Source organism: Robiginitalea sp. SC105 (assembly GCF_014243345.1).
Taxonomy (GTDB): domain Bacteria; phylum Bacteroidota; class Bacteroidia; order Flavobacteriales; family Flavobacteriaceae; genus Robiginitalea.
Window position 1 is genome coordinate 1 of the sequence record NZ_JACLZF010000002.1, and the last position, 24,828, is coordinate 24,828.

The 24,828-nt window shown below is 56.2% G+C and carries 20 protein-coding genes, 1 tRNA gene and 1 rRNA gene; 11 read left to right on the plus strand and 11 right to left on the minus strand.

What is annotated here, in order from left to right; translation table 11 throughout:
• Positions 1-87, plus strand: a 5S ribosomal RNA gene (rrf, locus tag H7F20_RS09110); the annotation flags it as partial.
• Positions 88-235: 148 nt separating this feature from the next.
• On the opposite strand, the gene H7F20_RS09115 is transcribed toward rrf, so the two are convergent.
• The 8 genes from H7F20_RS09115 to H7F20_RS09150 all read right to left on the minus strand — a co-directional run bounded on the left by H7F20_RS09115 (position 236) and on the right by H7F20_RS09150 (position 11,699).
• Complete coding sequence (locus H7F20_RS09115; RefSeq protein ID WP_255444048.1) at positions 236-1,201, minus strand: hypothetical protein; 966 nt, start codon at positions 1,199-1,201, stop codon at positions 236-238.
• A complete protein-coding gene (locus H7F20_RS09120) occupies positions 1,198-1,392 on the minus strand; it encodes a hypothetical protein (protein WP_185785883.1) in 195 nt (64 codons plus the stop codon). Before H7F20_RS09120 ends, H7F20_RS09115 begins: the two co-directional genes overlap by 4 nt.
• Before the next feature lie 55 nt (positions 1,393-1,447).
• Positions 1,448-1,741 (minus strand): Bor family protein, encoded by a 294-nt coding sequence (locus H7F20_RS09125; RefSeq protein WP_185785884.1) that lies wholly within the window; start codon positions 1,739-1,741, stop codon positions 1,448-1,450.
• 44 nt (positions 1,742-1,785) lie between these two features.
• Positions 1,786-2,232: an outer membrane protein gene (locus H7F20_RS09130; RefSeq protein ID WP_255444049.1), complete on the minus strand. Its 447-nt coding sequence runs from the start codon at positions 2,230-2,232 to the stop codon at positions 1,786-1,788.
• Positions 2,233-2,527: 295 nt separating this feature from the next.
• Complete coding sequence (locus H7F20_RS09135; RefSeq protein ID WP_185785886.1) at positions 2,528-3,994, minus strand: glutamate synthase subunit beta; 1,467 nt, start codon at positions 3,992-3,994, stop codon at positions 2,528-2,530.
• 1 nt (position 3,995) lies between these two features.
• Positions 3,996-8,498 carry a glutamate synthase large subunit gene (gene gltB, locus H7F20_RS09140; protein WP_185785887.1) on the minus strand — a complete coding sequence of 1,501 codons (4,503 nt, stop codon included), beginning with the start codon at positions 8,496-8,498 and terminating at the stop codon, positions 3,996-3,998.
• Positions 8,499-8,905: 407 nt separating this feature from the next.
• Entirely contained in the window at positions 8,906-10,402 is a 1,497-nt protein-coding gene (locus tag H7F20_RS09145) for a sulfatase (RefSeq protein ID WP_370588497.1), read from the minus strand.
• Between the two features lie 154 nt (positions 10,403-10,556).
• Positions 10,557-11,699, minus strand: coding sequence for an acyl-CoA dehydrogenase (locus H7F20_RS09150; RefSeq protein WP_185785888.1), 1,143 nt, complete (start codon positions 11,697-11,699; stop codon positions 10,557-10,559).
• Positions 11,700-11,973: 274 nt separating this feature from the next.
• Between H7F20_RS09150 and H7F20_RS09155 the strand changes: the two genes are divergently transcribed.
• The 9 genes from H7F20_RS09155 (at position 11,974) to speB (ending at position 20,906) form a co-directional block, all read left to right on the plus strand.
• The gene (locus H7F20_RS09155; RefSeq protein WP_185787129.1) at positions 11,974-13,200 is read left to right on the plus strand and encodes a Glu/Leu/Phe/Val dehydrogenase; all 1,227 of its coding nucleotides are present in this window, start codon (positions 11,974-11,976) and stop codon (positions 13,198-13,200) included.
• A gap of 12 nt (positions 13,201-13,212) precedes the next feature.
• Complete coding sequence (nhaD, locus tag H7F20_RS09160) at positions 13,213-14,550, plus strand: sodium:proton antiporter NhaD (protein ID WP_185785889.1); 1,338 nt, start codon at positions 13,213-13,215, stop codon at positions 14,548-14,550.
• A 67-nt stretch (positions 14,551-14,617) separates the two neighbouring features.
• The gene (locus H7F20_RS09165) at positions 14,618-15,304 is read left to right on the plus strand and encodes a MotA/TolQ/ExbB proton channel family protein (protein ID WP_185785890.1); all 687 of its coding nucleotides are present in this window, start codon (positions 14,618-14,620) and stop codon (positions 15,302-15,304) included.
• Positions 15,305-15,313: 9 nt separating this feature from the next.
• On the plus strand, positions 15,314-15,700 hold the full coding sequence (locus H7F20_RS09170) for a biopolymer transporter ExbD (protein ID WP_185785891.1): 387 nt from the start codon (positions 15,314-15,316) through the stop codon (positions 15,698-15,700).
• Complete coding sequence (locus tag H7F20_RS09175) at positions 15,700-16,653, plus strand: energy transducer TonB (protein WP_185785892.1); 954 nt, start codon at positions 15,700-15,702, stop codon at positions 16,651-16,653. Before H7F20_RS09170 ends, H7F20_RS09175 begins: the two co-directional genes overlap by 1 nt.
• Positions 16,654-17,874 carry a folylpolyglutamate synthase/dihydrofolate synthase family protein gene (locus H7F20_RS09180; RefSeq protein WP_185785893.1) on the plus strand — a complete coding sequence of 407 codons (1,221 nt, stop codon included), beginning with the start codon at positions 16,654-16,656 and terminating at the stop codon, positions 17,872-17,874.
• A gap of 172 nt (positions 17,875-18,046) precedes the next feature.
• The gene (locus tag H7F20_RS09185; RefSeq protein ID WP_185785894.1) at positions 18,047-19,606 is read left to right on the plus strand and encodes an arylsulfatase; all 1,560 of its coding nucleotides are present in this window, start codon (positions 18,047-18,049) and stop codon (positions 19,604-19,606) included.
• A gap of 94 nt (positions 19,607-19,700) precedes the next feature.
• Positions 19,701-19,775 (plus strand) — tRNA-Val (locus H7F20_RS09190).
• Between the two features lie 351 nt (positions 19,776-20,126).
• Entirely contained in the window at positions 20,127-20,906 is a 780-nt protein-coding gene (gene speB / locus H7F20_RS09195; RefSeq protein WP_185785895.1) for an agmatinase, read from the plus strand.
• A gap of 286 nt (positions 20,907-21,192) precedes the next feature.
• On the opposite strand, the gene H7F20_RS09200 is transcribed toward speB, so the two are convergent.
• The 3 genes from H7F20_RS09200 to H7F20_RS09210 form a co-directional block, all read right to left on the minus strand.
• Positions 21,193-22,143, minus strand: a complete 951-nt coding sequence (locus tag H7F20_RS09200) for an amidohydrolase family protein (protein WP_370588498.1) — start codon at positions 22,141-22,143, stop codon at positions 21,193-21,195.
• A gap of 178 nt (positions 22,144-22,321) precedes the next feature.
• On the minus strand, positions 22,322-23,932 hold the full coding sequence (locus tag H7F20_RS15970) for a helix-turn-helix transcriptional regulator (protein ID WP_255444052.1): 1,611 nt from the start codon (positions 23,930-23,932) through the stop codon (positions 22,322-22,324).
• 105 nt (positions 23,933-24,037) lie between these two features.
• A complete protein-coding gene (locus tag H7F20_RS09210) occupies positions 24,038-24,238 on the minus strand; it encodes a DUF2892 domain-containing protein (protein WP_185785897.1) in 201 nt (66 codons plus the stop codon).
• Between the two features lie 269 nt (positions 24,239-24,507).
• On the opposite strand from H7F20_RS09210, the gene H7F20_RS09215 reads away from it, so the two are divergent.
• A complete protein-coding gene (locus H7F20_RS09215) occupies positions 24,508-24,777 on the plus strand; it encodes a hypothetical protein (RefSeq protein ID WP_185785898.1) in 270 nt (89 codons plus the stop codon).
• The last annotated feature ends 51 nt before the right edge of the window (positions 24,778-24,828 follow it).

Consider the following 24,828-nt stretch of genomic DNA (forward strand, 5'->3'; position numbering starts at 1 on the left):
ACCCCTTACCATTCCGAACAGGGAAGTTAAGCCCGTCAGCGCCGATGGTACTGCCTCACAAGGTGGGAGAGTAGGTCGCCGCCTCCTTTAAAGCCCCTCACAGTAATGTGGGGGGCTTTTTTTATGCGCGTACGTGAAACAAGTTGAGCATGCCATACGGGGAAAGAAAATCCCCTGCAACCGTCGGACTGCAGGGGAAAAACAAACATCGGGAATCCGGAAAAACCTGTGACCCCTATTCTATCACTACCTCAAACGGTTTGAGCATCCCTTTTTCCGAGGCATTCGGCACTTCGGAGATAAAGGCATAGGAACCGGGCGTCAGCACGGCCTCAAAATACTGGGTGGTACCTGCTGGCGCATCATTGATGCCCCCCATGAAGGTCACACCATCGGGGAGGGTCGAACTCATCAGGCCATCGGGGGTTGCCCAGTTCATCCAGGCTTCCAGTGCTTCGAGGTCGGCACCTTCGTCCAGGCGTACGAGGCTGAGATCGTGCCCCATGAAATTTTCATGGACGATCTGATCGGCATGGGTAACTGAAAAGATGCTTTCCCCTGGCGGGATCTCAGCGGGAAATACAATGCCTTCTTCGCTCGAAAGGGTGATGGACACGTCTGCCTCCGGGGCCTCCAGCCCGCTGTCGGCTTCGGTAACTATCAGTGGTTTGGCCATACCCATGGAAGCGTGGAACTTGCCATCGGGCATCTTTACATAGCATTCCATCACGTAATAACCCGGTTTCAGCTTAACGGTGCTGATAGCGGTTTCACCTGCGGAAATAATGCCGGTGCCGCCGGAAAACACGATTTGTGAGAACCATTCCGGCAACTTTCCAAAGGCCTCCATGGCCTCATCGTTCCTGCCTTCCATAATCAGTTCCATCCCCGCATCAAAGGGAGGTATGACCTCCTTCTTGGTGTCGGCAATGGTTTTTCCTTCCGGGTAATTGTCCAGCAGGATAAAATGGGGTTCGGTGGACTGGTTTTTATACACGAAGGTATTCCACCCCGAGGGGATGGTGTCCGGTGCAAAAAATTCCATCGATTTGGTCACTACCTCCACCACAGGGGGTGCCGCGGGCTCCTCCGCAAGGGGTTCCCCGGATTTTTTATTGTCCGATTTGCAACCCGTCGCAATCAGGACGGCCAGCATCCCCGCCAACGGGGAAACGTGCTTTAAAAGATGTTTTAGTTTCATTTTTTGGAAAGGATTTTGTTTCTGGTAAACCAGGCAATTGCAAGGAAGAGGACCAATAAGATCACTTTTCCCGCCAGGAAGCCGTACCCGTACTCCGTTAGCCTGTCCAGGTCCGTCGAAACGATGGAGATGATATGGATCAGCAGGAGGGCGGCGATCAGGGCAGAGGCGTAAAAGATTGCCTTTTTCATACAGGTAAATAAAAAAGGGGTAAACCGGATCCGGTTTACCCCTTTATGAACAGGTTTATTTTGTTACAGTGGTCGTTGTGGGTGTATAAATCCCGAAGGTGAGGGACGCCACCAGACCGTTAATAAAGGAATGCCTGGTGTGGACCGTGTAATTTTCGGCTCCGTCCGCCATTTCCTTGGAGTCGGAAACCCCAACCGGGGCCAGTCCATAGACTACATAGTGGTTCCATTTGGTAACCTGCTGATTCCCCTGGGCGCCACTGCCCACCACACTGGTGTAGGAATAGCAGGAGCTCAGCAGCAGGCACATTGCAAAAAGGGAAGCCATTAATTTCATTGAATTTTTCATGATTTCAGTTGGATTTAATAATGAGAATATAGATGTGTTTTCGTTTAAATGGGGAATCTGACCCCGCCCAGAACCACGAGCTGCCCCTGGTCGATGATCACGTATTTGACTTCGGCAAAGGGGATGATGGCCCCCCCGATGTCAAAGTTGGCCCCGGCCCCGAGGTTCAGACCGAACCGACCGTCCGAAGCGGAGACCGTACCCCCGAAACCGGTATCCCCGGAAACTTTGACGCGGGAGTAATTCAGGCCGGCCAGACCGTAAACGCCTGCCCCGTCCGTATCCAGGAAATAATAATTGGCATTTCCGTTGACTTCAAACCAGTTGAAATCCACGCCTCCCTCTTCCCTGGGGAAGTAGTAAATGAGGGATGGGGAAATCGTCAGGCTTGTCGCTATGGGGAATTCTGCATTCGCTCCGATACCCAGGTTCTCGATTTCGGTGCCATAGGCGAGGAATCCGCCGATCCGGGTATCCTCCTGGGCTGTCATAACATTTGCTGTGATAAGGCAAAACAGTATACATACTGCGCGTTTCATATAGATGGGTTTTTATTAATAATTTCCGGATTTGTGCTGCAGTCGGAAGGGATGCCTCATTCAGGCATGCCCCGTGCGGGGATAACTGCAAACTGAAAGTATTGGGAATGCGCGAGAACGCATCGAACAGATGTATCAAATGATGAAACAAATGTATAAACAGCCCAAAGGACGGGCTGTCTGACCATTTTAAAAGGAAAAAGCCGCGGTTTCCCGCGGCTTTCCATCAGAAACCTATAGCTAATTCTCAAACCCTGGGAAGGTCCCCCTCGCCCTTTAGGGGCAATTCAGAACTTCCCATAAGATAGGTATCCACATAATGCGCTGCCTGCCTGCCTTCCGAAATGGCCCAGACGATCAGGGACTGGCCCCGGCGCTGGTCCCCCGCGGCAAAGACACCGGGGACATTCGTTTGGTAGTCGGAAACAGGCGCTTTGATATTCGTCCTCGGGTCCATTTCCAGACCCAGCTGGTCGGCCAGGGTGGACTCGGACCCGGTGAAGCCCAGTGCCAGCAGTGCCAGGTCACAGGGCCATTCCTTCTCCGTGCCCTTGAGCTCAACCAGTTTTGGCCGCTGTCCGGGAATGTTTTCCCATTCCACCTCCACGGTAACCAGGCTCTTCAGGTTGCCCTTTTCATCGCCCTTGAATTCCTTGGTGGATATGCTGAAGTAGCGCTCGGCCCCTTCCTTGTGGGACGAGCTGGTCCTTAGCCGCATGGGCCAGAAGGGCCAGGGCTGGTCCTCGGGCCGGCTTCCCGGCGGCTTGCTGAGGATCTCAAAATTCGCCACGGATTCAGCCCCTTGCCGGAAAGAGGTACCGATGCAGTCCGAACCGGTGTCTCCCCCGCCAATTACAACGACCTTCTTGTTTTTTGCGCTGATGGCTTCCCCTTCGAAGGAACTGCCGGCTACCCGGCGGTTGTTCTGCGCAAGGAAGTCCATCGCCTGCACGACCCCCTTGAGGTCGGCACCGGGGATAGGGAGCGGCCGGCGCACCGTTGCCCCGCCGCACAGTACGATGGCATCGAATTCCTCCCGGAGTTGGGGGGCTTTGATGTCTTTGCCAACGTGTACCCCGCACCGGAATTCGATCCCTTCTGCCTCCAGGATTTCGAGCCTTCGGTCGATGACGTGCTTCTCCATTTTGAAGTCCGGGATGCCAAACCGCAGGAGGCCCCCCGGTTTCTCGTCCCGCTCGAAAACGGTGACCAGGTGCCCGGCGCGGTTGAGTTGCTGGGCTGCCGCAAGGCCTGCGGGCCCGGAGCCGACCACGGCAACTTTTTTACCCGTGCGTTCAGCCGGCGGGAGGGCCTGCACCCAACCCTTTTCAAATGCTGTTTCGGCAATGCTTTTCTCAATATTCTCTATGCTGACAGGGTCTTCATTGATCCCGAGCACACAGGCTTCCTCACAGGGGGCCGGACACAACCGGCCGGTAAACTCCGGGAAGTTGTTGGTGGCGTGCAATATCTCGGCCGCCTTGTCCCATTTGCCCCGGTATACGGCATCGTTGAAATCGGGGATCAGGTTGCCCAGCGGGCAGCCGCTGTGGCAAAAGGGGATCCCGCAGTCCATGCACCGGGCGCCCTGTTCCTTCAAGGCCTTTTCGGGCAGGGGCTTGGTGAATTCCCTGTAGTTCTTCAGACGTTCCTCCACGGGCGCATAGGGCTCTACCTTGCGCTCGTATTCCATAAATCCTGTAATCTTTCCCATTTTAAATCGTCTCTAGCTTTTCATTTTCCAAACGGATCAGCGCCTGCCGGTATTCTTCCGGGAATACCTTGATAAACTGGGGCAGGAAGGTCTCCCACTTCTCCAGGATTTCCTGTGCCAGCGGGCTGAAGGTGGCATTGTAATGGTTTTCGATCATCGCCTTGAGTTCTGCAATATCCTGGTCCTCCTCTACCTTGAGCAGGTTGAGCGCCTCCTTGTTGCAGTTTCGTTCAAAGGTCTTGTCCCGGTCCAGGACATAGGCGATCCCGCCGCTCATACCGGCCCCGAAATTGCGGCCGACCCCGCCCAGGATCACGGCCACGCCCCCGGTCATGTATTCGCAACCGTGGTCGCCGATCCCCTCCACAACGGCACGGGCACCGGAATTCCGGACGCAGAAGCGCTCCCCGGCCTTCCCGTTGATATAGGCCTCCCCCGAGGTGGCTCCATACAGGCATACATTTCCCGTGATGATGTTTTCCTCCGGGCGGATGGTGGAGCCGCCGGGTACCTTGATGATCAGCCGGGCACCGGAAAGCCCCTTGCCCAGGTAGTCGTTTGTGTTGCCGTTTACGATCATCGTCAGCCCCTTGGTGGCAAACGCGCCGAAACTCTGGCCCGCCGAGCCCGTAAAATTCAGGCGGAGCGTATTGTCCGGTAAGCCTTCGGCCCCGTAAATCTTGGAGATCTCATTGCTGATGATGGCTCCCACGGCACGGTCCGTGTTGTGGATGGGGAAGTCCAGGCTTGTTTTCTCCTTCCGGAACAGGGCGAGATGCGCCTTCTCGATGATTTCGAACTCGATGGACCGCTCGATGTTGTGGTTTTGCTTTGTGGTATTGTACAACTTGGTGCCTATTGGGACAGGTACCTGGTACAGGATGGGGCTCAGGTCGATGCCCCGGGCCTTGTAGTGGTCGATTGCCTTGCGGCGGTCGAGTTTCTGTACCTGGCCGACCATCTCGTCGATGGTCCGGAAGCCGAGTTTGGCCATGATCTCCCGCAGCTCCTCGGCCACGAAATACATATAGTTGACCACGTGTTCCGGCTTGCCCTCGAACTTCTTCCGCAATTCCGGGTTCTGGGTGGCGATCCCCACCGGGCAGGTATTCAGGTGGCAGACACGCATCATGATACAGCCCGAAGCCACCAGGGGTGCGGTCGCAAACCCGAACTCCTCGGCCCCCAACAGGCAGGCCACAGCCACGTCCCGGCCGGTTTTCAACTGGCCGTCGCATTCGAGTGCCACCCGGTTGCGCAGGTCGTTCATCACCAGGGTTTGCTGGGCTTCGGAGATCCCGAGTTCCCAGGGCAGCCCGGCGTGTTTCAGGGAGGTGAGGGGGGAGGCACCCGTCCCGCCGTCGTGCCCGGATATCAGGATGACGTCGGCTTTGGCCTTGGATACCCCGGCGGCCACGGTTCCCACGCCAACTTCCGAAACCAGCTTGACATTGATCCGGGCATTCCGGTTGGCCGATTTCAGGTCGTAGATCAGCTGGGACAAATCCTCAATCGAATAGATATCGTGGTGGGGCGGGGGCGAGATCAGGCCCACATACGGGGTGGAATTCCGGGTTTTTGCAATGGCCGGATTCACCTTGGGCCCGGGTAACTGGCCGCCTTCCCCTGGCTTGGCGCCCTGGGCCATTTTTATCTGGATCTCCCGGGCGTTGGTCAGGTAATTCGAGGTCACCCCGAACCGGCCGGAAGCCACCTGCTTGATGGCGCTGTTCCGCCAGTCGCCGGTCTGGCTCCGGTAGAACCGGTCGGCATCCTCCCCGCCTTCGCCCGAATTGCTTTTGCCCCCGATCCGGTTCATGGCAATAGCCAGGTTTTCGTGGGCTTCCTTGCTGATGGAGCCATAGGACATGGCCCCGGTCTTGAAGCGTTTGACGATTTCGGTCCAGGGTTCCACCTCATCGAGGGGGATGGGGTCGTAATTCGAAAATTCAAACAGCCCCCGGATGGTCATCAGGTTTTTGGTCTGCTCGTTGACCAGGGCGGCGTATTCCTTATAGGTTTGGGGCTCGTTCAGGCGCACGGCCTTCTGGAGCTTTGCAATGGACAACGGGTTGAACATGTGCTTTTCGCCATCCCGCCTCCAGCGGTACTCGCCCCCGATTTCCAGCTCCAGCGTGGCGGCCACTTCCTTGCGGTCGAAGGCCTTGTGGTGCCTCAGGGCAATTTCTTTTTCCATCTCGTACAGCCCGATCCCCTCGATCCGGGTAGGGGTGTTGGGGAAGTATTTTTCCACCATTTTCGAGTTGAGGCCGATGCATTCGAAAAGTTGAGACCCCCTGTAGGAGTTCAGGGTGGAGATCCCGATCTTGTTCATCACCTTCAGGATGCCCTTTCCGATGGCCTTATTGTAATTCTGGATGGCCTCTTCCAGGCTGACATCCTGTATGTCGTGTTCCTCGATCTGCTCGGCGATGATTTCATTGACCAGGTAGGGGTTGATCGCACTGGCGCCAAAACCGAAGAGGAGCGCAAAGTGGTGGACTTCCCGGGGTTCGGCCGATTCGATGATAATGCTGAGCTTGGAACGCCTGCCCACCCGGTGGAGGCCGCTGTTCACATAGGAACAGGCCAGCAGGGCCGGGATTGGGGCCAGTTCCTGGCTGACGTTCCGGTCCGAGAGGATGATGATGTTCCCGCCCTCGTCGATGGCCTGGGAGGCCTGGGCCAGGACACTTTCCAGCGCATTTTCCAACCCGTTGAGCCCCTTTTCGATCTCGTAGAGGATGGGGATGGAAACCACCTTGTAATGGGGGCTGCTGTCGTAATTCTTGATTTTGTCAAGGTCTTCCTTGGAGATGACCGGGTTCTGGATCTTCAGTTTGCGGCACTGCAGCTCGGAAATATCGAACAGGTTGTGGTCTGCCCCCAGGGTGAGGCTGATGTCGCAGATCAGTTCTTCCCGGATCCCGTCCAGGGGCGGGTTGGTCACCTGGGCGAACAGCTGTTTAAAATAGTTGTAGATCAGCTGCGGCCGTTCGGAAAGGACGGCGATGGGTGTGTCGGACCCCATGGACCCGATCGGCTCCTTGGCCGCTTTGGCCATGGGCAGGATGATGGTGTTGATGTCCTCCAGGGTATATCCGTAGGCTGCCTTCCGCTTTTCCAGGGATGCTTCCCCCAGGAACAGCGGGCAGTCGTTGTAGGGGATGTCCCGCAGGTGCACCAGGTTCTTTTTGAGCCATTCGCGATAGGGGTGTTGCCCCGCTATGGCTTCCTTGATCTCCTCGTCGTTGACGATGCGGCCTTCCTCCATATTCACCAGGAACATCTTGCCGGGTTCCAACCGGCCGTGGAAGGCGATGTTTTCCGGTTCCAGGTCCAGCACCCCGGTTTCCGAGGACATCACCACGTATCCGTCCTTGGTCACCGAGTACCGGGAGGGCCTCAGGCCGTTCCGGTCCAGGACCGCGCCAATGTAGTTCCCATCGGTAAAGGGGATGGATGCCGGGCCGTCCCAGGGTTCCATCAGGCAGGAGTTGAATTCGTAAAAGGCCCGTTTGGATTCTGACATGTCCGGGTTTTTCTCCCAGGCCTCAGGGACCAGCATCATCATTACTTCCGGCAGGGAGCGGCCGGTCATCAGCAGGAGTTCCACCACCATGTCCATGGTAGCCGAATCCGACTTGCCCGGCAGGATGGTCGGCAGGATATCCTTGATCTCGTCCCCGAAAAGGTCACTCTTGAAAAGGTTTTCCCGGGAGTGCATGCGGGAGACATTCCCCCGGAGCGTATTGATTTCGCCGTTGTGGCACATATAGCGGAAGGGCTGTGCCAGGTCCCAGGTAGGGAAGGTGTTGGTTGAAAACCGCTGGTGTACCAGCGCCAGCCTGGTAACGACCCGGGGGTCCATCAGGTCTTTGTAATACAGCTTGATGTCGATGGGCATCAGCAGCCCCTTGAAGATGATGATCCGCGTGGAGAGGCTGGGCAGGTAGAAGAACCCACGCTCCGACAATTTGGAATCGATCACGGCGCGTTCCGTTTTTTTCCGGGCTATGAAAAGCTTGCGTTCAAATTCAAAATCCCCCTGTTCGTCCGAGTTTTTCCCGACAAAAACCTGTTTTACAAAGGGTTCGGTTTCCGCAGCAATACGCCCGGGGACCCGCCGGTTAACCGGCACATCCCGCCATCCCAGCAACTTGAGGCCTTGTTGTTCCAGGTTTTCCCCGAATAACTGGGTGCAGAAATCCCGCTGGTTTTCCCGCTGGGGCAGAAACACGTTGCCCACGGCATAGTTGCCCGGAGCGGGAAGGCCAAAGGAACAGACCTCGGTAAAGAATTCGTGGGGGATATCAATCAGGATTCCGGCGCCATCCCCTGTTTTCCCATCGGCACTAACGGCCCCGCGGTGCTCCAGTTTTTCCAGGATCTCAAGTGCCTTGTGGATGATGTCATTGGACTTGCGGCCCTTCAGGCTGCAGATAAAGCCCGCACCGCAGTTGTCGTGTTCAAATTCGGGTAGGTATAATCCTTGTTTTTTCATAGTCGTCTCGATCTGTGTTATCGCAGCCGTTGCCCGCGTCAATAAGGCCTGTGACCTAGGGCCGTGCCGGCATATTCCGATTGCACGATTATCTCAAAATTAGCGATATGCATACCATTAATTCATGGTATTTTGTGATAATATGCAAAAAATTCAACGTTTGTAATTAAACATTAAAAAAATCCCAAATTAGGAACAGAGGGTAAATCATATTGTGGATTTGCTAAAACCACGAAGCGGGAATGCCCCGGGTCGGCCCGAGGGAGGGGTCGGCCGGTGGAATTTTTGATTGATCGGGGGTCACCCCTTAAAAAATACGGGGGTGGGTAGTCATTTGATGAAATTCTGCTGGAATTGTAACGATTAACAGGGGTGCGTCAGGACCATGCTGATAGCAATCCACCAAGTTATTCCGGGGTATCACTCCCCCACCAGTTATTTCCGGGGTCAAAATCCTCGCTGAGCAGCCGCATCCTCCCGGCTTCCCTCGCAGGCAATTCCCTGCGGACCACTTCCCTTAAATACGCAGCTTCCCGCAACGCATTGTACTGTGGGTCCATTCGGGGATATTTAGCATGGGTCGCAGAAAGGAAATTACTTAACATGCCGTACAATTCTGCCGCCTTACCGGGGTGTGTGCCGGCCAGGTCGCGGGATTCGGCCAGATCCGTTTCCAGGTTGTAGAGTTCGTCCCGCCCGTCCTCGTAATAGTGAATCAGTTTCCAGGGTCCCTGCCGGATCACCGACGAAGGTTCGCCCCCCTGGTTTCCATAATGGGGATAATGCCAGATCAGGGGCCTTTGGTCCCAGTCGCTACTTCCAGCCCCTTCCAACAGGGGTGCCAGGCTTTTTCCATCCAGGTGCTGGAGGGGCTTTTTAGGCAGGCCGGCAAGTTCCAGCAGGGTGGGGTATAAGTCTGCCCCCGTTACCGGCTGGGTATGTGTGGCCGGCATTGCGTCCAGCCAGGGAACCCGCAGGATAAGGGGAACCCGGATCCCCCCTTCAAAGGGGTAGCCCTTCCCGCCCCGCAACGGGTGCAGGGAAGTGGAATAGGAATCACCAGCGACTACCCCTCCATTGTCGGAGGTGAATACGACGATTGTATTCCGGGCCAGGCCCAGCGAATCCAGGGTGTCCAGTACAAGCCCGACCGCTTCATCCATATTTTCGACGAGCCCCGCATAGACTGGGTTATCCTGAACCTGTCGGATGGGAAGGTACCTCCCCATCCGGAATCCGCTGGCGGCGATTCCCATTGAATCGGCTTTATCCCGGAATTTATGCCAGCGCTCCCGGGTGGTTTGAATGGGTCCGTGGACAGCGTAAAAGGAAAGGTACGCAAGGAAAGGGGTATCCCGGCTCGAAGCTATAAAGGAGGACGTCTCCCTTGCCAGCCGTATCGGCAGGTTTTCCCCGGGCCTTGTATTTGGCAGGAACGGGTTCTCCCAGGGGGAAAAATATCCGCCCATCGGACTGCCTTTTTCCCATCCGCCGACATTGACATCAAAGCCGTGATCGGTAGGCAGGGAACCTGCACCGCCCAAGTGCCACTTACCGGCAAAGAAGGTCCGGTAGCCAGCTTCCCGGAACGCTTCTGCGAGCGTTGTGTCTGCCTTCGGGAGCGCCTCTGCATAGGCAGCGGGCAATACTCTCGAATGCCGGCCAACCTCGCGCCAGTTTTCCCCGGAAGCCGCCCCGATCCAGTCGGTAATCCCGTGGCGCGTGGTGAAACGCCCGGTCAGCAGGCTGGCACGCGAAGGGCTGCAAACCCGGCTGGTCGCATACCCCTGGGTAAAGAGGCTGCCGGATGCGGCGAGCCGGTCTGTATTCGGAGTTTCATAAAAGGAACTGCCGTACACCCCCAGGTCGGAATATCCCAGGTCATCGACCAGAATAAAAAGCACATTTGGTCTGGATGGAATGGATATCCGGGTGGAATCCCCGCGGCTACAGGAGTTCAGACAAGTCAATAACAGGAGCCCGGCTGCTGCTAAAGCCGGATAGAAAGCCGGGATACGGGTTTTCACGAGTTTTTCAATTAGGGGTTCCCGCAGGGAATCAGTCCCTTAGGATACTCCTTGAAATTACGATTTTTTGGATTTCGGAGGTGCCTTCGTAAATCTGCGTGATTTTGGCATCCCGCATCATTCGCTCCACATGGTATTCCTTCACATATCCGTTACCCCCGTGGATCTGCACGGCCTCCACGGCCGTATCCATGGCCACCTGGGAGGCGTAGAGTTTGGCCATGGCGCTGGAGAGGTCATAGTCTTTACCGGTGTCCTTGTCTATCGCTGCACGATAGACGAGCATGCGGGCGGCTTCAATCTGGGTATGCATATCGGCCAGTTTGAAGGCGATGGCCTGGTGGTTGGCAATTTCGGTGCCGAATGCCTTCCGCTCCCTGGAGTATTTCAGGGAGAGCTCATAGGCGCCCGCGGCAATCCCCAGGGCCTGGGCAGCAATGCCTATCCGGCCGCCCGAGAGCGTTTTCATCGCAAATTTGAAGCCGAAGCCGTCTGCCCCGATCCGGTTTTCCTTCGGGACTTTTACATCGTTGAAGATCAGCGAGTGCGTATCGCTGCCCCGGATCCCCATTTTTTGTTCTTTCGGGCCGATCTCAAACCCATCCATCCCTTTCTCCACGATCAGGGCGTTGATCCCCTTGTGCCCTTTTTCCGGGTAGGTCTGGGCGATGACCAGGTAGATATCCGCCGAACTCCCGTTGGTAATCCAGTTTTTGGTGCCGTTGAGGATGTAATGGTCCCCAACTTCCCGCGCAGTGGTTTTCTGTGAGGTGGCGTCGCTTCCTGCCTCGGGTTCCGAAAGGCAGAAGGCCCCGATTTTCTCGCCGGCGGCAAGGGCCGGCAGGTACTTTTTCTTCTGCTCCTCCGTGCCGTAGGCTTCGAGCCCCCAGCACACCAGGGAATTGTTCACCGATACGATCACCGAGGCCGAGGCATCCACCTTGGAAAGTTCCTCCATGACCAGTACATAGGAAAGCGTATCCAGGCCACTGCCCCCGTATTCCGGGGATACCATCATCCCCATGAATCCCAGCTCCCCCATTTGCCTGACCTGGCGGGCCGGGAACTCCTGTTTTTCGTCCCGCTCAATGACGCCTGGCAGCAATTCGTTCTGTGCAAAATCGCGGGCAGCCTGGCGCACCATCTGTTGTTCTTCGGTGAAACTGAAATCCATTTGATTTGTATTTTTCTCAATGAAGCAGTGCAAATATACGCTCTGGCTAAATGATATTCAACAGAGCAGGCTCATTATTGCGAATCCAAAAATGGCGCATCCGGGTCTTTTTCCGCGATCCCTTCCGGAAATCCCACAAAAAGCAGGTCTTTATTTTTATATTTGTCGGGGTCGCCCCATCCGGCGGCCGCCCGAAGAAACCAGCCGGCAGCTGACCTGGCCCGGGCCACGGGCCTTAGCTGCTGCGAACCAAACCAAAAATGGTATTATGTTGATGAAGGAGCTCCTGGAGCGCTATGAAAACAAGCCCCCCGAAATTGTTTTTCAATGGAAGGACCCGGAGACGGAGGCAGAGGGTTGGGCGGTGATCAACTCCCTGCGCGGCGGGGCGGCCGGCGGGGGAACCCGGATGCGCGAGGGCCTCGACCAGAACGAAGTGCTGTCCCTGGCAAAGACCATGGAGGTTAAATTCACCGTTTCCGGCCCGCCGATCGGCGGGGCCAAATCCGGGATCAATTTCAATCCGGACGACCCGCGGAAAAAGGGGGTTCTGCAGCGCTGGTACCAGGCGGTTTCCCCTTTACTCAAGAGCTATTACGGCACGGGGGGCGACCTGAATGTGGACGAAATCCACGAGGTCATCCCCATTACCGAGGACGCAGGGGTGTGGCATCCGCAGGAAGGCGTTTTCAACGGCCATTTCCGCCCCACGGAAGCCGATAAGATCAACCGGATCGGCCAGCTCCGGATTGGGGTGATCAAGGTACTGGAAACCGACACCTATTCCCCGGACCCCCGCAGGAAATACACCGTGGCGGACATGATCACGGGTTTTGGCGTGGCCGAGGCGGTGCGGCATTTCTACGATATCCACGGGGAAAGCGTCTCCGGGAAGCGGGCCGTGGTCCAGGGTTTTGGCAATGTGGGGGGGGCCGCGGCCTTCTACCTGTCCAAGATGGGCGCCCGGATCGTCGGCATTATTGACCGGGCCGGCGGGGTCATCAATGAAGATGGCTTCAGCTTCGAGGAAATCCGCGAGCTCTTCGGCAAAAAGAAGGGCAACGCGCTGATCGCCGAGGACCTGATCCCATCGGACGAACTCGACAGGCGGATCTGGAGCCTGCCGTGCGAAATCTTCGCGCCCTGCGCGGCATCCCGTCTGGTCACCCAAGAACAGATCGGCACGCTCATCGAAACGGGCCTGGAAGTGATTTCCTGCGGGGCCAACGTGCCCTTTGCGGACAGGGAGATTTTCTTCGGTCCCATCATGGAATATACGGACCAGCGGGTCAGCCTGATTCCGGATTTCGTTTCCAATTGTGGCATGGCCCGGGTTTTTGCCTATTTTATGGAAGGACGGGTGTCCATGGAGGACGCAGACATTTTTAATGACACCTCGGAAACGATTAGAAAGGCAATTTTGAATATATTTAACCAAAATCCAACCCGAAGGAACCTCAGCCGGACTGCATTCGAGATCGCGCTGAAACAACTTGTTTAAACAAACCAACCTATGGAAACCATAATTATCATCGTTTTTCTGGTCGGCTACCTTGCCATCACCCTTGAACACAACCTAAAGATCGACAAACTGATACCCGCCCTGGCCATGATGGCGCTCCTTTGGGCGATCATCGCCCTGGCGCACATGCCGGTCTTTGAGGTGAATGCCGAACTCAAGGAGCTGGAACCCTCGCACCTGGACGAAATCCTCCTGCACCATTTGGGGAAAACCGCGGAGATACTGGTATTCCTGTTGGGGGCGATGACCATTGTGGAGATCATCGACTACTTCAACGGTTTTGCCACTATCAAAGGGTATATCCGGACGCGCAGCAAAACCAAACTGCTCTGGCTATTTTCCATGCTGGCCTTTATACTGTCTGCCATCATCGACAACCTGACGGCCACCATTGTACTGGTGACCATCCTGCAAAAAGTGATCAAGGACCGGAATACCCGGTTGTGGTTTGCGGGGATGATAATTATCAACGCCAATGCCGGTGGGGCCTGGTCGCCAATCGGAGACGTGACCACGACCATGCTCTGGATCGCCGACAAGGTGTCTGCCCTCCAGCTCATCGAGCACGTGCTCCTGCCATCCATTATGTGTACCGTGGTACCTACCCTTATCGCCAGCCGGTTTAAGGTTTTCAGGGGGAATATAGACGCAGAGGTCGGTGAGGATACCGAGGCAACATCAAAATTCGGGCCCACCATGCTGTATCTCGGGCTCGGATCCATCGTCTTCGTGCCGTTTTTCAAAACCATTACCCACCTGCCTCCCTATGTGGGCATGATGCTTTCCCTGGCCGTGGTGGCAACTTTTGCCGAGATCTACAGCCAGACCAAATTCAGCATCAGCAACGTGGACAGGGAGAGTGACGAGCATGCCACCCACAGCCCTGTCCATGCCTCCCTTGGGAAGATTGAGCTGCCCAGCATCCTCTTCTTCCTGGGAATCCTGCTGGCGGTAGCCGCCCTGGAGTCCCTGGGATACCTGTTTACCTATGCGGAGGCCCTGAATGAAGCCATACCCAATACGGATATTGTGGTGTTGCTCCTCGGCGTCGGGTCGGCCGTTATCGACAACGTGCCCCTGGTAGCCGCCAGTATGGGGATGTTCTCCCCTGGCCTGGACGCCCCCTTATGGCATTTTATAGCCTATTCGGCGGGAACCGGCGGCAGCATGCTGATCATCGGCTCGGCAGCCGGTGTGGTTGCCATGGGGATGGAAAAAATCGACTTCTTCTGGTACCTGCGCAAGATCGCCTGGTTGGCCCTTGCGGGCTTCCTGGCCGGGGCATTGACCTTTATCCTGTTGCGCGACCTGGTGCTCAACCCGGTATAATTTTTCGGCTGGAATACTTAAAATGGCAAAACCCCGTTATTAGAAGCAACCTAATAAGAGAGCTATTATGATAATGTTTCAGGACGCCGATGCCCAGCTGGGCGAGATTGCATCCGAAGAGAAGACCCTTTCCGTCATCGACCTGATCTTCAACGGAGGGACAGGAAGCATCGTGATCATCTCGGTGCTTTTCGTGATGCTGGCGGTAGCCATGTATATTTATTTCGAACGGTTGCTCGCCATCAAGGCAGCGTCCAAGATCGACAAGAATTTCATGAACCAGATCCGGGACCATGTGATGTCCGGCAAGCTGGAAGCGGCCAAGATCCTCTGCGCCCAGACGGACAGCCCGGTGGCGCGCCTGACCGAAAAGGGGATTTCCCGGGTCGGCAAGCCCCTGGATGATATCAACACGGCCATTGAAAATGCCGGGACCCTGGAAGTCTACAAGCTGGAGAAGAACGTAAGCGTACTGGCAACCGTTGCCGGTGCCGCCCCGATGATCGGGTTCCTCGGGACCGTGATCGGGATGATCCTGGCCTTCCACCAGATGGCCACCAGCGGCGGACAGGCCGAAATGGGAGCCCTGGCCTCGGGTATCTACACCGCCATGACCACGACCGTGGCCGGGCTGGTCGTGGGTATCATTGCCTATGTGGGGTACAACCACCTGGTGAACCGCACCGACAAGGTGATCCACAAGATGGAAGCCAATGCAGTGGAGTTCCTGGACTTGCTGAGCGAACCAATTTAAGCACCGCCTATGAAACTGAAGGGAAGGAACAAGGTGAGCCCGGAGTTCAGCATGTCCTCCATGACGGACATCGTATTTCTGCTGCTTATCTTTTTTATGCTGACGGCGAACTCCCCGAATGCCCTGGACCTTTTGCTGCCCAAGGCCAAGGGGAAGTCCACCAATACGCAGAATGTCTCGGTGACCATCAACCGGAACCTCGACTATTTTGTGAACAACCAGCAGATCAACGGAGAATACATTGAAATTGAATTAAAAAAAGCACTGCAGGGACAGGAGAACCCGACGATTATCCTCCGGGCCGAAGAGAGCGTAGCGATCAAAGAGGCCGTCAACGTGATGGATATCGCCAACAGGAACAACTATAAAGTGATCCTTGCCGTGCGTCCGAATTAATGTCACTACTCGATACGAGACACAAGAAAAAATCCTTCACGCTCACCACCTTGCTGCTGAGCCTGCTGGTCCTTTTGCTGTTTTACATCGGCCTGACCTATATGGACCCGCCCGAGGAGAATGGCATTACCGTAAACTTCGGCACCATGGAATTCGGCATGGGCAACCAGCAACCCCTGGAGCCCGTCCGCCGGCAGCAACCCGAACCCGAAGAACTGGTGGAAGATGTACCGGAAGAAGTAGCGGTATCCGAGCCGGCCACCGAACCGGCCACCGAGCCGGAAGTCCCGGAGGAATCCACCCAGGCCGAATCCCCCACCGAAAAAGTACTCACCCAGGAAAACGAGGAGTCCATCCGGATCCGCCAGCGGGAGGAAGCCCGTAAGAAGGCCGAGGAAGCGGCCCGCAAAAAGGCAGCCGAGGAAGCCCGCATCAAGGCCGAGGCCCAGGCGGAAGCCGAACGGCAGGAACGGGAGCGCCAGGCGGCCGCCGAACGGGCCCGCCAGGAACAGGAAGCCAAGAAACGGGAACTCGACGCCATGATGGGCGGCCTGAACACCTCCAGCGGCACCGCCGAGGGAAGTGAAGGGGACGACAACCAGGCAGGGGACAAGGGCCAGCCAGGGGGCGATCCGTATGCCACCACGTATTACGGGGGCCCCGGCAGCGGTAGCGGCACAGGGGGGTATGGCCTGGGCGGGCGCACGCTGGCCAGCAAGGGCCAGGTGGAACAGCAATGCAACCAGGCCGGACGTGTGGTAGTCCAGATCACTGTGGACCGCAGCGGGAAGGTCGTGGCCGCCCAACCGGGGGTGCGGGGTACGACCAACAACGATCCCTGCCTGCTCGAACCCGCCCGGAAAACGGCTTTCATGCACCGGTGGAACCCCGACCCCAACGCCCCGAACCAGCAAATCGGTTTTGTGGTGGTGAATTTCAAACTGGGGGAATAGATGACCTACCGCCAGACGCTGGACTGGATGTTTGCCCGTCTGCCCATGTACCAGCAGCAAGGCGCCACCGCCTATCAGGGAAAGCTGGAACCCATCCGGGACTTTGCCGCCCGCCTGGGCCACCCGGAAAGCGCATTCAGGAGCATCCACGTAGCCGGGACCAACGGCAAAGGCTCCAGCAGCCATATGCTGGCCTCCGTCCTGCAGGAGGCAGGATACAATGTGGGCCTGTATACCTCCCCCCATCTGAAAGACTTCCGGGAACGCATCCGGGTCAACGGGAAACCGGTGCCGGAAGCCTATGTCATCGAATTTATCGCACAGCACAAACCCTACCTCGAAAAGGCCGGGCTTTCCTTTTTTGAACTGACCGTGGGCATGGCCTTTGCCTATTTCGCCTCCCGGGAAGTAGATATCGCCGTGGTGGAGGTGGGCCTGGGCGGGCGCCTGGATGCCACCAACATCATTACCCCGGAGGTCAGCCTGATCACCAACATCGGGCTGGACCATACCGAATTCCTCGGGAAGGAACCCCGGCAGATTGCCGGGGAGAAGGCGGGCATCATCAAACCGGGCGTACCGGTGGTCATCAGCGAAACCCAGCCGGATATCGCCGATGTATTCACCGCCACGGCCCAAATGCGGGAGGCCCCGATCCGGTTCGCCGACCAGCAGGAATGGCCTGACTACCCCGTCTCCCTGCTGGGGAGTTACCAGCAGCGGAACCTCAGGGGCGTGCTGGCCACCCTGGATACCCTGAACGTTGCAGGTTCGTTCCGGGTAAACGAAAAAGCCATCCGCAAGGGCCTGGCCAGCGTTTCGGAGAATACCGGGCTCATGGGCCGATGGCAAATCCTCCGGGAGCACCCGCGGGTACTTTGCGATACGGCCCACAACCGGGAGGGGCTCGAACTGGTACTGGAACAACTCGCCCGACAATCCTACCGGACCCTCCATTTTGTCCTTGGTTTTGTAAAGGAAAAAGACCTGGACGGCATCCTGCCGCTCTTCCCCCGGGAGGCGCGCTACTACCTCTCCCGTCCCAATATCCCGAGGGGGATGCCCGTTGAAACCCTGGCAGCCGCAGTGGAACGCATGGGACTGGATGCCCAGGCGTTCCAGAGCATTGCCGAAGCCTACCAGGCCGCCATGGCCGCTGCCGACCCGGAAGACCTCATCTTCATAGGGGGCAGCAATTTCACGGTAGCTGAAGTCCTCTGAACAGTGGCCGGCGTCCTCTGACCAGACAGGTATACTGGCATGCATCCACGCGGATTTCCGGGAGCCTCGACTGTGCCGTTCTGACAACTGTCCATAATCCAACAAAAATCCTGCATTTTATTACCTTAGGGAATTGCCGGAGTGCAACCCGGCCCCTAACCAGCCATTCCTTATGCGCCCACCTGCCTTACTGAGATACCCCCTGATACTGCTGCTTTTTTGCCTTTTTGCCGCCTGCAAAGGAGAAAGGGAAGATGCCGTACCCGATGTGTCCGGGGTTGCCGGCAGGCCCAACATCCTGATCATCTATGCCGATGACCTGGGTTACGGGGATACCGGGGCGTACGGGGCAACGCAAATCCAAACTCCCAACATCGATGCCCTGGCGGCGGGCGGGCTGAGGTTCACCCGTGCCTATGCCAGCTCGGCCACCTGTACCCCCAGCCGGTATGCGTTGCTGACGGGCCGCTATCCCTGGCGCAAGGAGCAGGCGCGGATCCTGCCGGGGAATGCCCCCCTGCTGATCGACACGGCCCGGTTGACGCTCCCGGGTATGCTGAGGCGACAGGGCTACCGGACCGGGATCGTGGGCAAGTGGCACCTGGGCCTGGGTTCCGGTGCCATCGACTGGAACCGGAACATCCGGCCGGGCCCCAATGACGTTGGCTTTGACGAGAGCTATATCCTGGCAGCCACCCAGGACCGGGTCCCGACGGTCTATATCCGGAACGGGGAGGTGGTGGGCCTGGACCCCGATGACCCCATCGAGGTGAGCTATGAGGAGAATTTCCCCGGGGAACCCACTGCCCTGGACCACCCGGAAATGCTCCGGATGGATTGGGACCACGGACACAATAACAGCATCGTCAACGGGATCCCGCGCATCGGCTTTATGAAGGGCGGGGAAGCTGCCCGCTGGGTAGACGAGGACATGGCCGACACCTTCCTGGAGGAAGCGCGGCTGTTTATAGGGAACCGGAATCCGGACCAGCCCTTTTTCCTGTATTATGCGCTCCAGCAACCCCATGTACCCAGGACTCCCCATCCGCGTTTTGTCGGGGCCACCGGCCTGGGCCCCAGGGGAGATGCCATTTTTGAGGCCGACTGGTGCGTGGGGCAAATCATGAAGGCCCTGGAGGAGGAAGGCCTGTCAAAGCATACGCTCGTCATCTTTTCCAGTGATAACGGCCCGGTACTGAATGACGGCTACAGGGACCAGGCCGTTGAATTAAACGGGGATCATTCGCCCTGGGGCCCGTTCAGGGGCGGCAAGTACAGCCTGTTCGAAGCCGGTACCCGGGTCCCCTTCATCGTCTCCTGGCCCGGCACCATTGAGCCGGGGGTCAGCGATGCGCTGGTCAGCCAGATGGACCTGATGGCTTCCCTGGCCCACCTGGTCGGTGCCCCCGACCCGGCAACGGACAGCCGGAACCTGTGGGCTGCCCTGAGCGGCCAGTCCGAGGCGGGCAGGGAATCCCTGGTGCTCGAAGCCCTTGGCCGGACGGCGTTCCGCAGGGGAGCCTGGGCCCTGATCCCGCCCTATGACGGGTCCTCCGTTTTCACCACCGTGAATATCGAATCTGGCAATGCTCCGGAAACCCGGCTCTACCACCTGGATTCCGACCCGGGCCAGACCCGGAACCTGGCCGGGGATTTCCCGGAAATCCGCGATTCCCTGATGGTGGAATACAGGCGTATCAGATCGGATACCACGGCCTTTGAAACCCCCTGATCTTCTGGGCCCAACCTGCCAAAAGCAGGCAATCATTTTTTTGTTTTTTTTCTTTTGGGGAGGAAAAAACTATTCTATATTTGCACTCCCTTTCGGGCTCTTAGCTCAGTTGGTTCAGAGCACCTGCCTTACAAGCAGGGGGTCGTTGGTTCGAATCCAACAGGGCCCACATCAAGCAGAAAACCCCGCAACGCAAGTTGCGGGGTTTTTTTTGGACTTGCCGTCAAAAGCTTGCTTTTGTAAGGCAGGGACGAAAAAAATGCCTCGATTCGCGTCAGCGAAGCGTAGGTTTTCTATTTGCAGTCGCGGTTTCCCATTTTGGATCACGAGCTTGCCTGCTGGCAGGCAGGCGAAGCGAGTACTCCAACCTTCCCTTCCCTGCGTATTATCTATCTTCCGGATTCATGGAATTTTTCTTTTTCCTAATTTGCATCCACGTATAACCCAGGGGCCAGTCCGGGGGCGGGGTTTTTGCCATCTGCCTGCACAGCCAAATCATAACGCAACAAAAGGGAGTGTAATGAGCGATATTATTCTACAGGGCATCCTTTACGATGAAAAATCCTCCTACCAAAAGGGGCCTGCCCTGGCGCCCCCGCTCATCCGTGAAGCCTTGCAAAGCGGGTCTTCCAATCGATTTTCCGAGGACCAGACCGACACAGGCAGCGACCGGGTTACCGACCGGGGGGATTTCGAGGTTGCCGAATATTTCGACATTGAAACCATTACGAAAAAGCACCTCGAGCAGGGAGCCCGGGTATTGACCCTTGGCGGTGACCATTCCATTACCTATCCGATCCTGAGAGCCTTCCATGAAAAGTTCCCGAAACTGGACATCCTGCATATCGATGCCCATGCGGATTTATATGACCAGTACGAAGGGGATCCCCATTCCCATGCGTGCCCTTTTGCACGTATCATGGAGAACGGACTGGCCGAGCGCCTGGTCCAGGTAGGTATCCGGACACTCAACCCGCACCAGGCGGAACAGGCACAGAAATTTGGGGTAGAAATGCACCCCATGTCGAAATTGAATCTCGATAAAATCCCAAAATTCAGCAATCCCCTATACATATCCCTGGACCTTGATGGACTGGACCCGGCCTACGCGCCCGGGGTTTCCCACCATGAACCCGGGGGGCTGACCTCCCGACAGGTAATCGACCTGATCCGGGGTCTCGATGCCCGGGTAGTGGGGGCAGATATCGTCGAGTACAACCCCAACCGCGACTTCCAGCAGATGACGGCCTACCTCGCTGCCAAGCTGGCCAAGGAACTCCTGGCCCGCATGCTGCAGTGAACCGGTGCCGACAGGCCCGGACTACCGGTTTGCCCTGTTGCGGTTCGGAACCCCCGGGCAGAACGTAATCCAGCAGGGCCCACATCACGAAACCCTCAGTAAACACTAGGGATTTCATCGTTTGTATGTCTTCCTGATCTTCACAAATAATAATGAATGGCACTACGGATGTCACTATTCTATTCAATAGAAAAAAGAAAAAGAAGGAAAGGGAACCATAGGATTATATGCTGTAGTTAATCAGTGATACAACCCGGGTTTGCGTGTAAAAATGACTGTCGACCATTCAATCATGGACGGATGTTACTTGGGAGGCTGATTCCCCGTCAATACCCAGAAAACGCACGGCATTGTTGTAAAAAATATCCCGTTTTTGCGCCTCGGTCAAGAAGGGCGCCTGTTGAATTGCCTCAACCGCCTCGCTGATTTTTTCCGGCCAAACCATTTGGTCGGATCCAAACATGATGCGTTTACCGAGTCCGGCGCGTATCAGGGCTTCGAGATAGTCATAGAATGCAGTTCTTGGGATTACCCAGGTAATGGTTGATACATCGACATAGAGTTGTGGATACTGGTACATCACAGCAATCATTTCATCCCGGAAAGGGAATCCGGCATTCTCCACATAAAGCCTGAGCTTCGGGTGGCGCGCCAGGATATTTTCCAGCAAGAGCGGACTTCCTGATGCAGACCGGAAATGTGGCATGTACGGCCCTATGCCCAGGGTATGGATCAAAACCGGCACATTCAATTCCTCGGCCAGCGCAAAATAAGGCTCGAGTGCGGGATCGGTGGGGGACAACCCCATGAGTTGGGTTCCGATTTCACCCATGCCCTGGAGCTCGCCGGTTCGGTATGCTTCACGGAGTCGACCGGGAGTTGTGCTATTGGGGTCAAGGATGAAAGGCGATGCGATAAAGCGTCCCGGGGCCGCTTCGGACCATGCCTGGACGGTCGATATATCGATCCCGCTCAGAAACCCTTTTTTTATATTGTATCGATCCATGGCCTCCAGGGTTTTTTCCATCAACCGGGTGTCATCCACGGTTGCACCTCCGTCGCCTTCACAGGGATCGGGCCTGCAAAGCGCCGGGGTCCCGGCGGGGATTTCATCGGGAAGGCCCGTATGCATATGCATATCGATTATGGGTTGCAGCCCCCTCTGACCAGGCTTATCCTGGGGAAAAGCCAGCAGGCCTAACCAAAACAGGGCGAGAACTAGACTATACTTTTTCATGGTTTAAAGACTTTGCAGGTACAGGTGCAAAATACCTTGGAAAGCGCTTTGGTCGCATCGGCAGTATTACCCAAAAAATTTTAAGTGATATGGGTAATTCTACCTATTAATAGCTTAAAGAGGCAGGACCTGGCAGCAGGGTTCGAAGGCAATGGTCAGTAGCGCGATGGAAAAACAGTTAAACCGGCGCATCTATCAATTTATTCTTAATTGCCAGGACCGTGGCGGAAACGCGCGAGGACACCCCCAGTTTATCAAAAATATTACTGACATGGCGGTCTACCGTCCGTTCGCTTATGAACAACTCGCGGGCAACCGATTTATTGGTTTTACCGGAAGCAACAAGGCGCAGGACCTGCAGTTCGCGAAGTGTAAGGCCCTGGGTATGGTGAACGCGGGCTGAGCGTAACATAGGCGCTATTCGTTCGAGATCGGGTTTGGCTTTGAGTTGCTCAAAAAGCCATTTGGCAGCCGATAATTCCAGGGCGGCATTTTCACCATCGTCCAGTTCCCGGTAAGCCTGTCCTTTCAATTCCCTGATGCGGGCGTAATGGTAGGGTATGTACAACCTGTTCAAATGTTTCATCGCTTCCCGGGAATGTTCGATGGACCGGGTATAATTTTTTTCCGCATATCGGACCAAGCCGCTGGAATAAGCTGCTTTTGCCTGGAGGAAAGGTACGTTTGTCCTGTTGGCGATCTCACATAGCTCCTCAAGTACCCCGAAGGCTTCTTCAAGGGCGCCGCCGGCCACCATAATCTGTATCACAGCTGGTAATAATTGCATGCGCTGGACAGGATCTCCGCTCTCTTTTAAGGCGGTCCGTACAGCTCTTATGGCACCTTGCTCATCGCCCTGGGCGAGCCGTAGCAGAGCCAGGCCCGGTTGGGGTTTCCTGCCCCAGTTTGCGGATTCGTTATAACAAGCCTCAGCATCCTTATAAGCGCCCAGCAGCCGGTGCAGTTCGGCTTTGCGATAAAAGGCCTCGCCCGCCGCCGCGCTCCGATACCTGGACAGCAACTTACAGGCATCGCCGATTTCACGCAAAGCCCTGTGCCAATCGCCCTGAAACTGCATGATCTCACCCCGACGCGCCAGGCACTGGCCCTTGAATGGGACCAGGTCCGGTTGCGAATTACACCATTTGGTAAGCGCAGCCGTCCACTCCTGGGCCCGGCTGATATCCCAGACCTTGCTACACGTTTCTATAACGGCACAATAAACGATCCCTTTGACCACGGGAAAAATTTCATCCGTATTTATGGCAACCATCGATTCGTCCAGCAATTCAATACCCGATTGCACTTCTCCTACCTGGATGAGTGCCTGACCCTGTCCGAGGTGGCTGAGCACGAGCAGATCCGGATCGCAGAAATTTTCGCCGATTACGGCGGCCTGTTCAAAAAGTTTCCTTGCCTCTTCCGAATGTCCGTTGGCCAGACTTCCAAGGGCCTTTGGAATAATGAACAATCCTCGTTCGGGTTGATCCTGTTCCGCCCCCGTGTCCATGAGTCGTTGTCCCCGGGTCATCCACCCGTTGCTCCTGGCCATTTCTCCATTATTCATCAACATGAGGCCCAGCCAGAAGCAACAGCGCACGGCGTATTTGCTCTGGCCTGATTCCAGATAACACCGATGTGCGCGTTCCATAAAGCCAAAACTCTCATCATCCCTGCCAGTCAGGTAAGCTGCCAGGGCCAGGTCTACATGGGATTCAGGACCCAACGAGGCGGGTTCGGCTTTCGAAAGCCGCGTATAAATGTCCGTCCAGGTTTCGTTTTTCTGCATTCCTTGGCCTTAAAATCGGGATAGGGTCGTCCGGCCCGGGTTGGTGGGTTCAACTTCCTGTATAATGTAAGAAATTTCAGGAAGATGATTTATTGCTGTGCGAGCTTACTCCTTACAAGTCCGGATGCCAAAAGGCGCATACAGCGGGCAGAAGCTGATAAAACTGGTAAGCACGAATACGGCTGCCAGTACCAGCAGCACGATACCCCAGGTACCGCTGATGATCCCTGTGTAATACAGCACGCCGATCAGGGCGGCGATGATAAATCGGATGATTCGGTCCGCAGACCCCATGTTTTTCTTCATGATGCAAGTTTATTTGGTTACAACTTCCACAAGCCAGACGACCGACGCGATAATGGCGATGCACAGCAGGCACACCAAAAGCAGTTTGAAGGCCTTTCCGCGTCTGTCGTTTGTTCTATTCTTGCGCATTCTTTTCGAAAGTTAACCCGGATAATCCAATGATTTAGTGACTTATGTCATCTTCCGGGTTTAAGATATGCAGGGCCCGAACCGGACAAGAGGGATTTTCTGTTAAATTTAAATGAGGAAACCAATAATACTTTGCATACATGAAAGCCAGAAAGGAAATTTTCCTGCTCGCTGCCCTGGCGGTATCGGGCTTTCTGTTGCTGGTATACCTGAGCGGGATGCTGGGAACCCAATGGCCCGGACTGGGGTTTTTGAGGGAACTCCTGACCCTGCCGGCACTGGGCGCCCAATTGGTCCTGCTGGTGCTGGGGATCATCCGGTACCGAAAATTCCGGGAAAGGGAAGTCCTTGCAGGTACCCTGGTGTTGCTACTGGGCAACCTGTTGTGCCTGGGGAGCTTCTTCTGGTAATCCTGTTTCGATCGGGGTCTGATCCAGATCATTTCGGGAGCTGTCGGATTG

Excerpts from the sequence above, each read along its gene's own strand:
- H7F20_RS09115 (WP_255444048.1), bottom strand. The coding sequence starts at position 1,201 with ATGAAACTAAAACATCTTTTAAAGCACGTTTCCCCGTTGGCGGGGATG.
- H7F20_RS09120 (WP_185785883.1), bottom strand. The coding sequence starts at position 1,392 with ATGAAAAAGGCAATCTTTTACGCCTCTGCCCTGATCGCCGCCCTCCTG.
- H7F20_RS09125 (WP_185785884.1), bottom strand. The coding sequence starts at position 1,741 with ATGAAAAATTCAATGAAATTAATGGCTTCCCTTTTTGCAATGTGCCTG.
- H7F20_RS09130 (WP_255444049.1), bottom strand. The coding sequence starts at position 2,232 with ATGACAGCCCAGGAGGATACCCGGATCGGCGGATTCCTCGCCTATGGC.
- H7F20_RS09135 (WP_185785886.1), bottom strand. The coding sequence starts at position 3,994 with ATGGGAAAGATTACAGGATTTATGGAATACGAGCGCAAGGTAGAGCCC.
- gltB (WP_185785887.1), bottom strand. The coding sequence starts at position 8,498 with ATGAAAAAACAAGGATTATACCTACCCGAATTTGAACACGACAACTGC.
- H7F20_RS09150 (WP_185785888.1), bottom strand. The coding sequence starts at position 11,699 with ATGGATTTCAGTTTCACCGAAGAACAACAGATGGTGCGCCAGGCTGCC.
- H7F20_RS09155 (WP_185787129.1), top strand. The coding sequence starts at position 11,974 with ATGAAGGAGCTCCTGGAGCGCTATGAAAACAAGCCCCCCGAAATTGTT.
- nhaD (WP_185785889.1), top strand. The coding sequence starts at position 13,213 with ATGGAAACCATAATTATCATCGTTTTTCTGGTCGGCTACCTTGCCATC.
- H7F20_RS09165 (WP_185785890.1), top strand. The coding sequence starts at position 14,618 with ATGATAATGTTTCAGGACGCCGATGCCCAGCTGGGCGAGATTGCATCC.
- H7F20_RS09170 (WP_185785891.1), top strand. The coding sequence starts at position 15,314 with ATGAAACTGAAGGGAAGGAACAAGGTGAGCCCGGAGTTCAGCATGTCC.
- H7F20_RS09175 (WP_185785892.1), top strand. The coding sequence starts at position 15,700 with ATGTCACTACTCGATACGAGACACAAGAAAAAATCCTTCACGCTCACC.
- H7F20_RS09180 (WP_185785893.1), top strand. The coding sequence starts at position 16,654 with ATGACCTACCGCCAGACGCTGGACTGGATGTTTGCCCGTCTGCCCATG.
- H7F20_RS09185 (WP_185785894.1), top strand. The coding sequence starts at position 18,047 with ATGCGCCCACCTGCCTTACTGAGATACCCCCTGATACTGCTGCTTTTT.
- speB (WP_185785895.1), top strand. The coding sequence starts at position 20,127 with ATGAGCGATATTATTCTACAGGGCATCCTTTACGATGAAAAATCCTCC.
- H7F20_RS09200 (WP_370588498.1), bottom strand. The coding sequence starts at position 22,143 with ATGAAAAAGTATAGTCTAGTTCTCGCCCTGTTTTGGTTAGGCCTGCTG.
- H7F20_RS15970 (WP_255444052.1), bottom strand. The coding sequence starts at position 23,932 with ATGCAGAAAAACGAAACCTGGACGGACATTTATACGCGGCTTTCGAAA.
- H7F20_RS09210 (WP_185785897.1), bottom strand. The coding sequence starts at position 24,238 with ATGAAGAAAAACATGGGGTCTGCGGACCGAATCATCCGATTTATCATC.
- H7F20_RS09215 (WP_185785898.1), top strand. The coding sequence starts at position 24,508 with ATGAAAGCCAGAAAGGAAATTTTCCTGCTCGCTGCCCTGGCGGTATCG.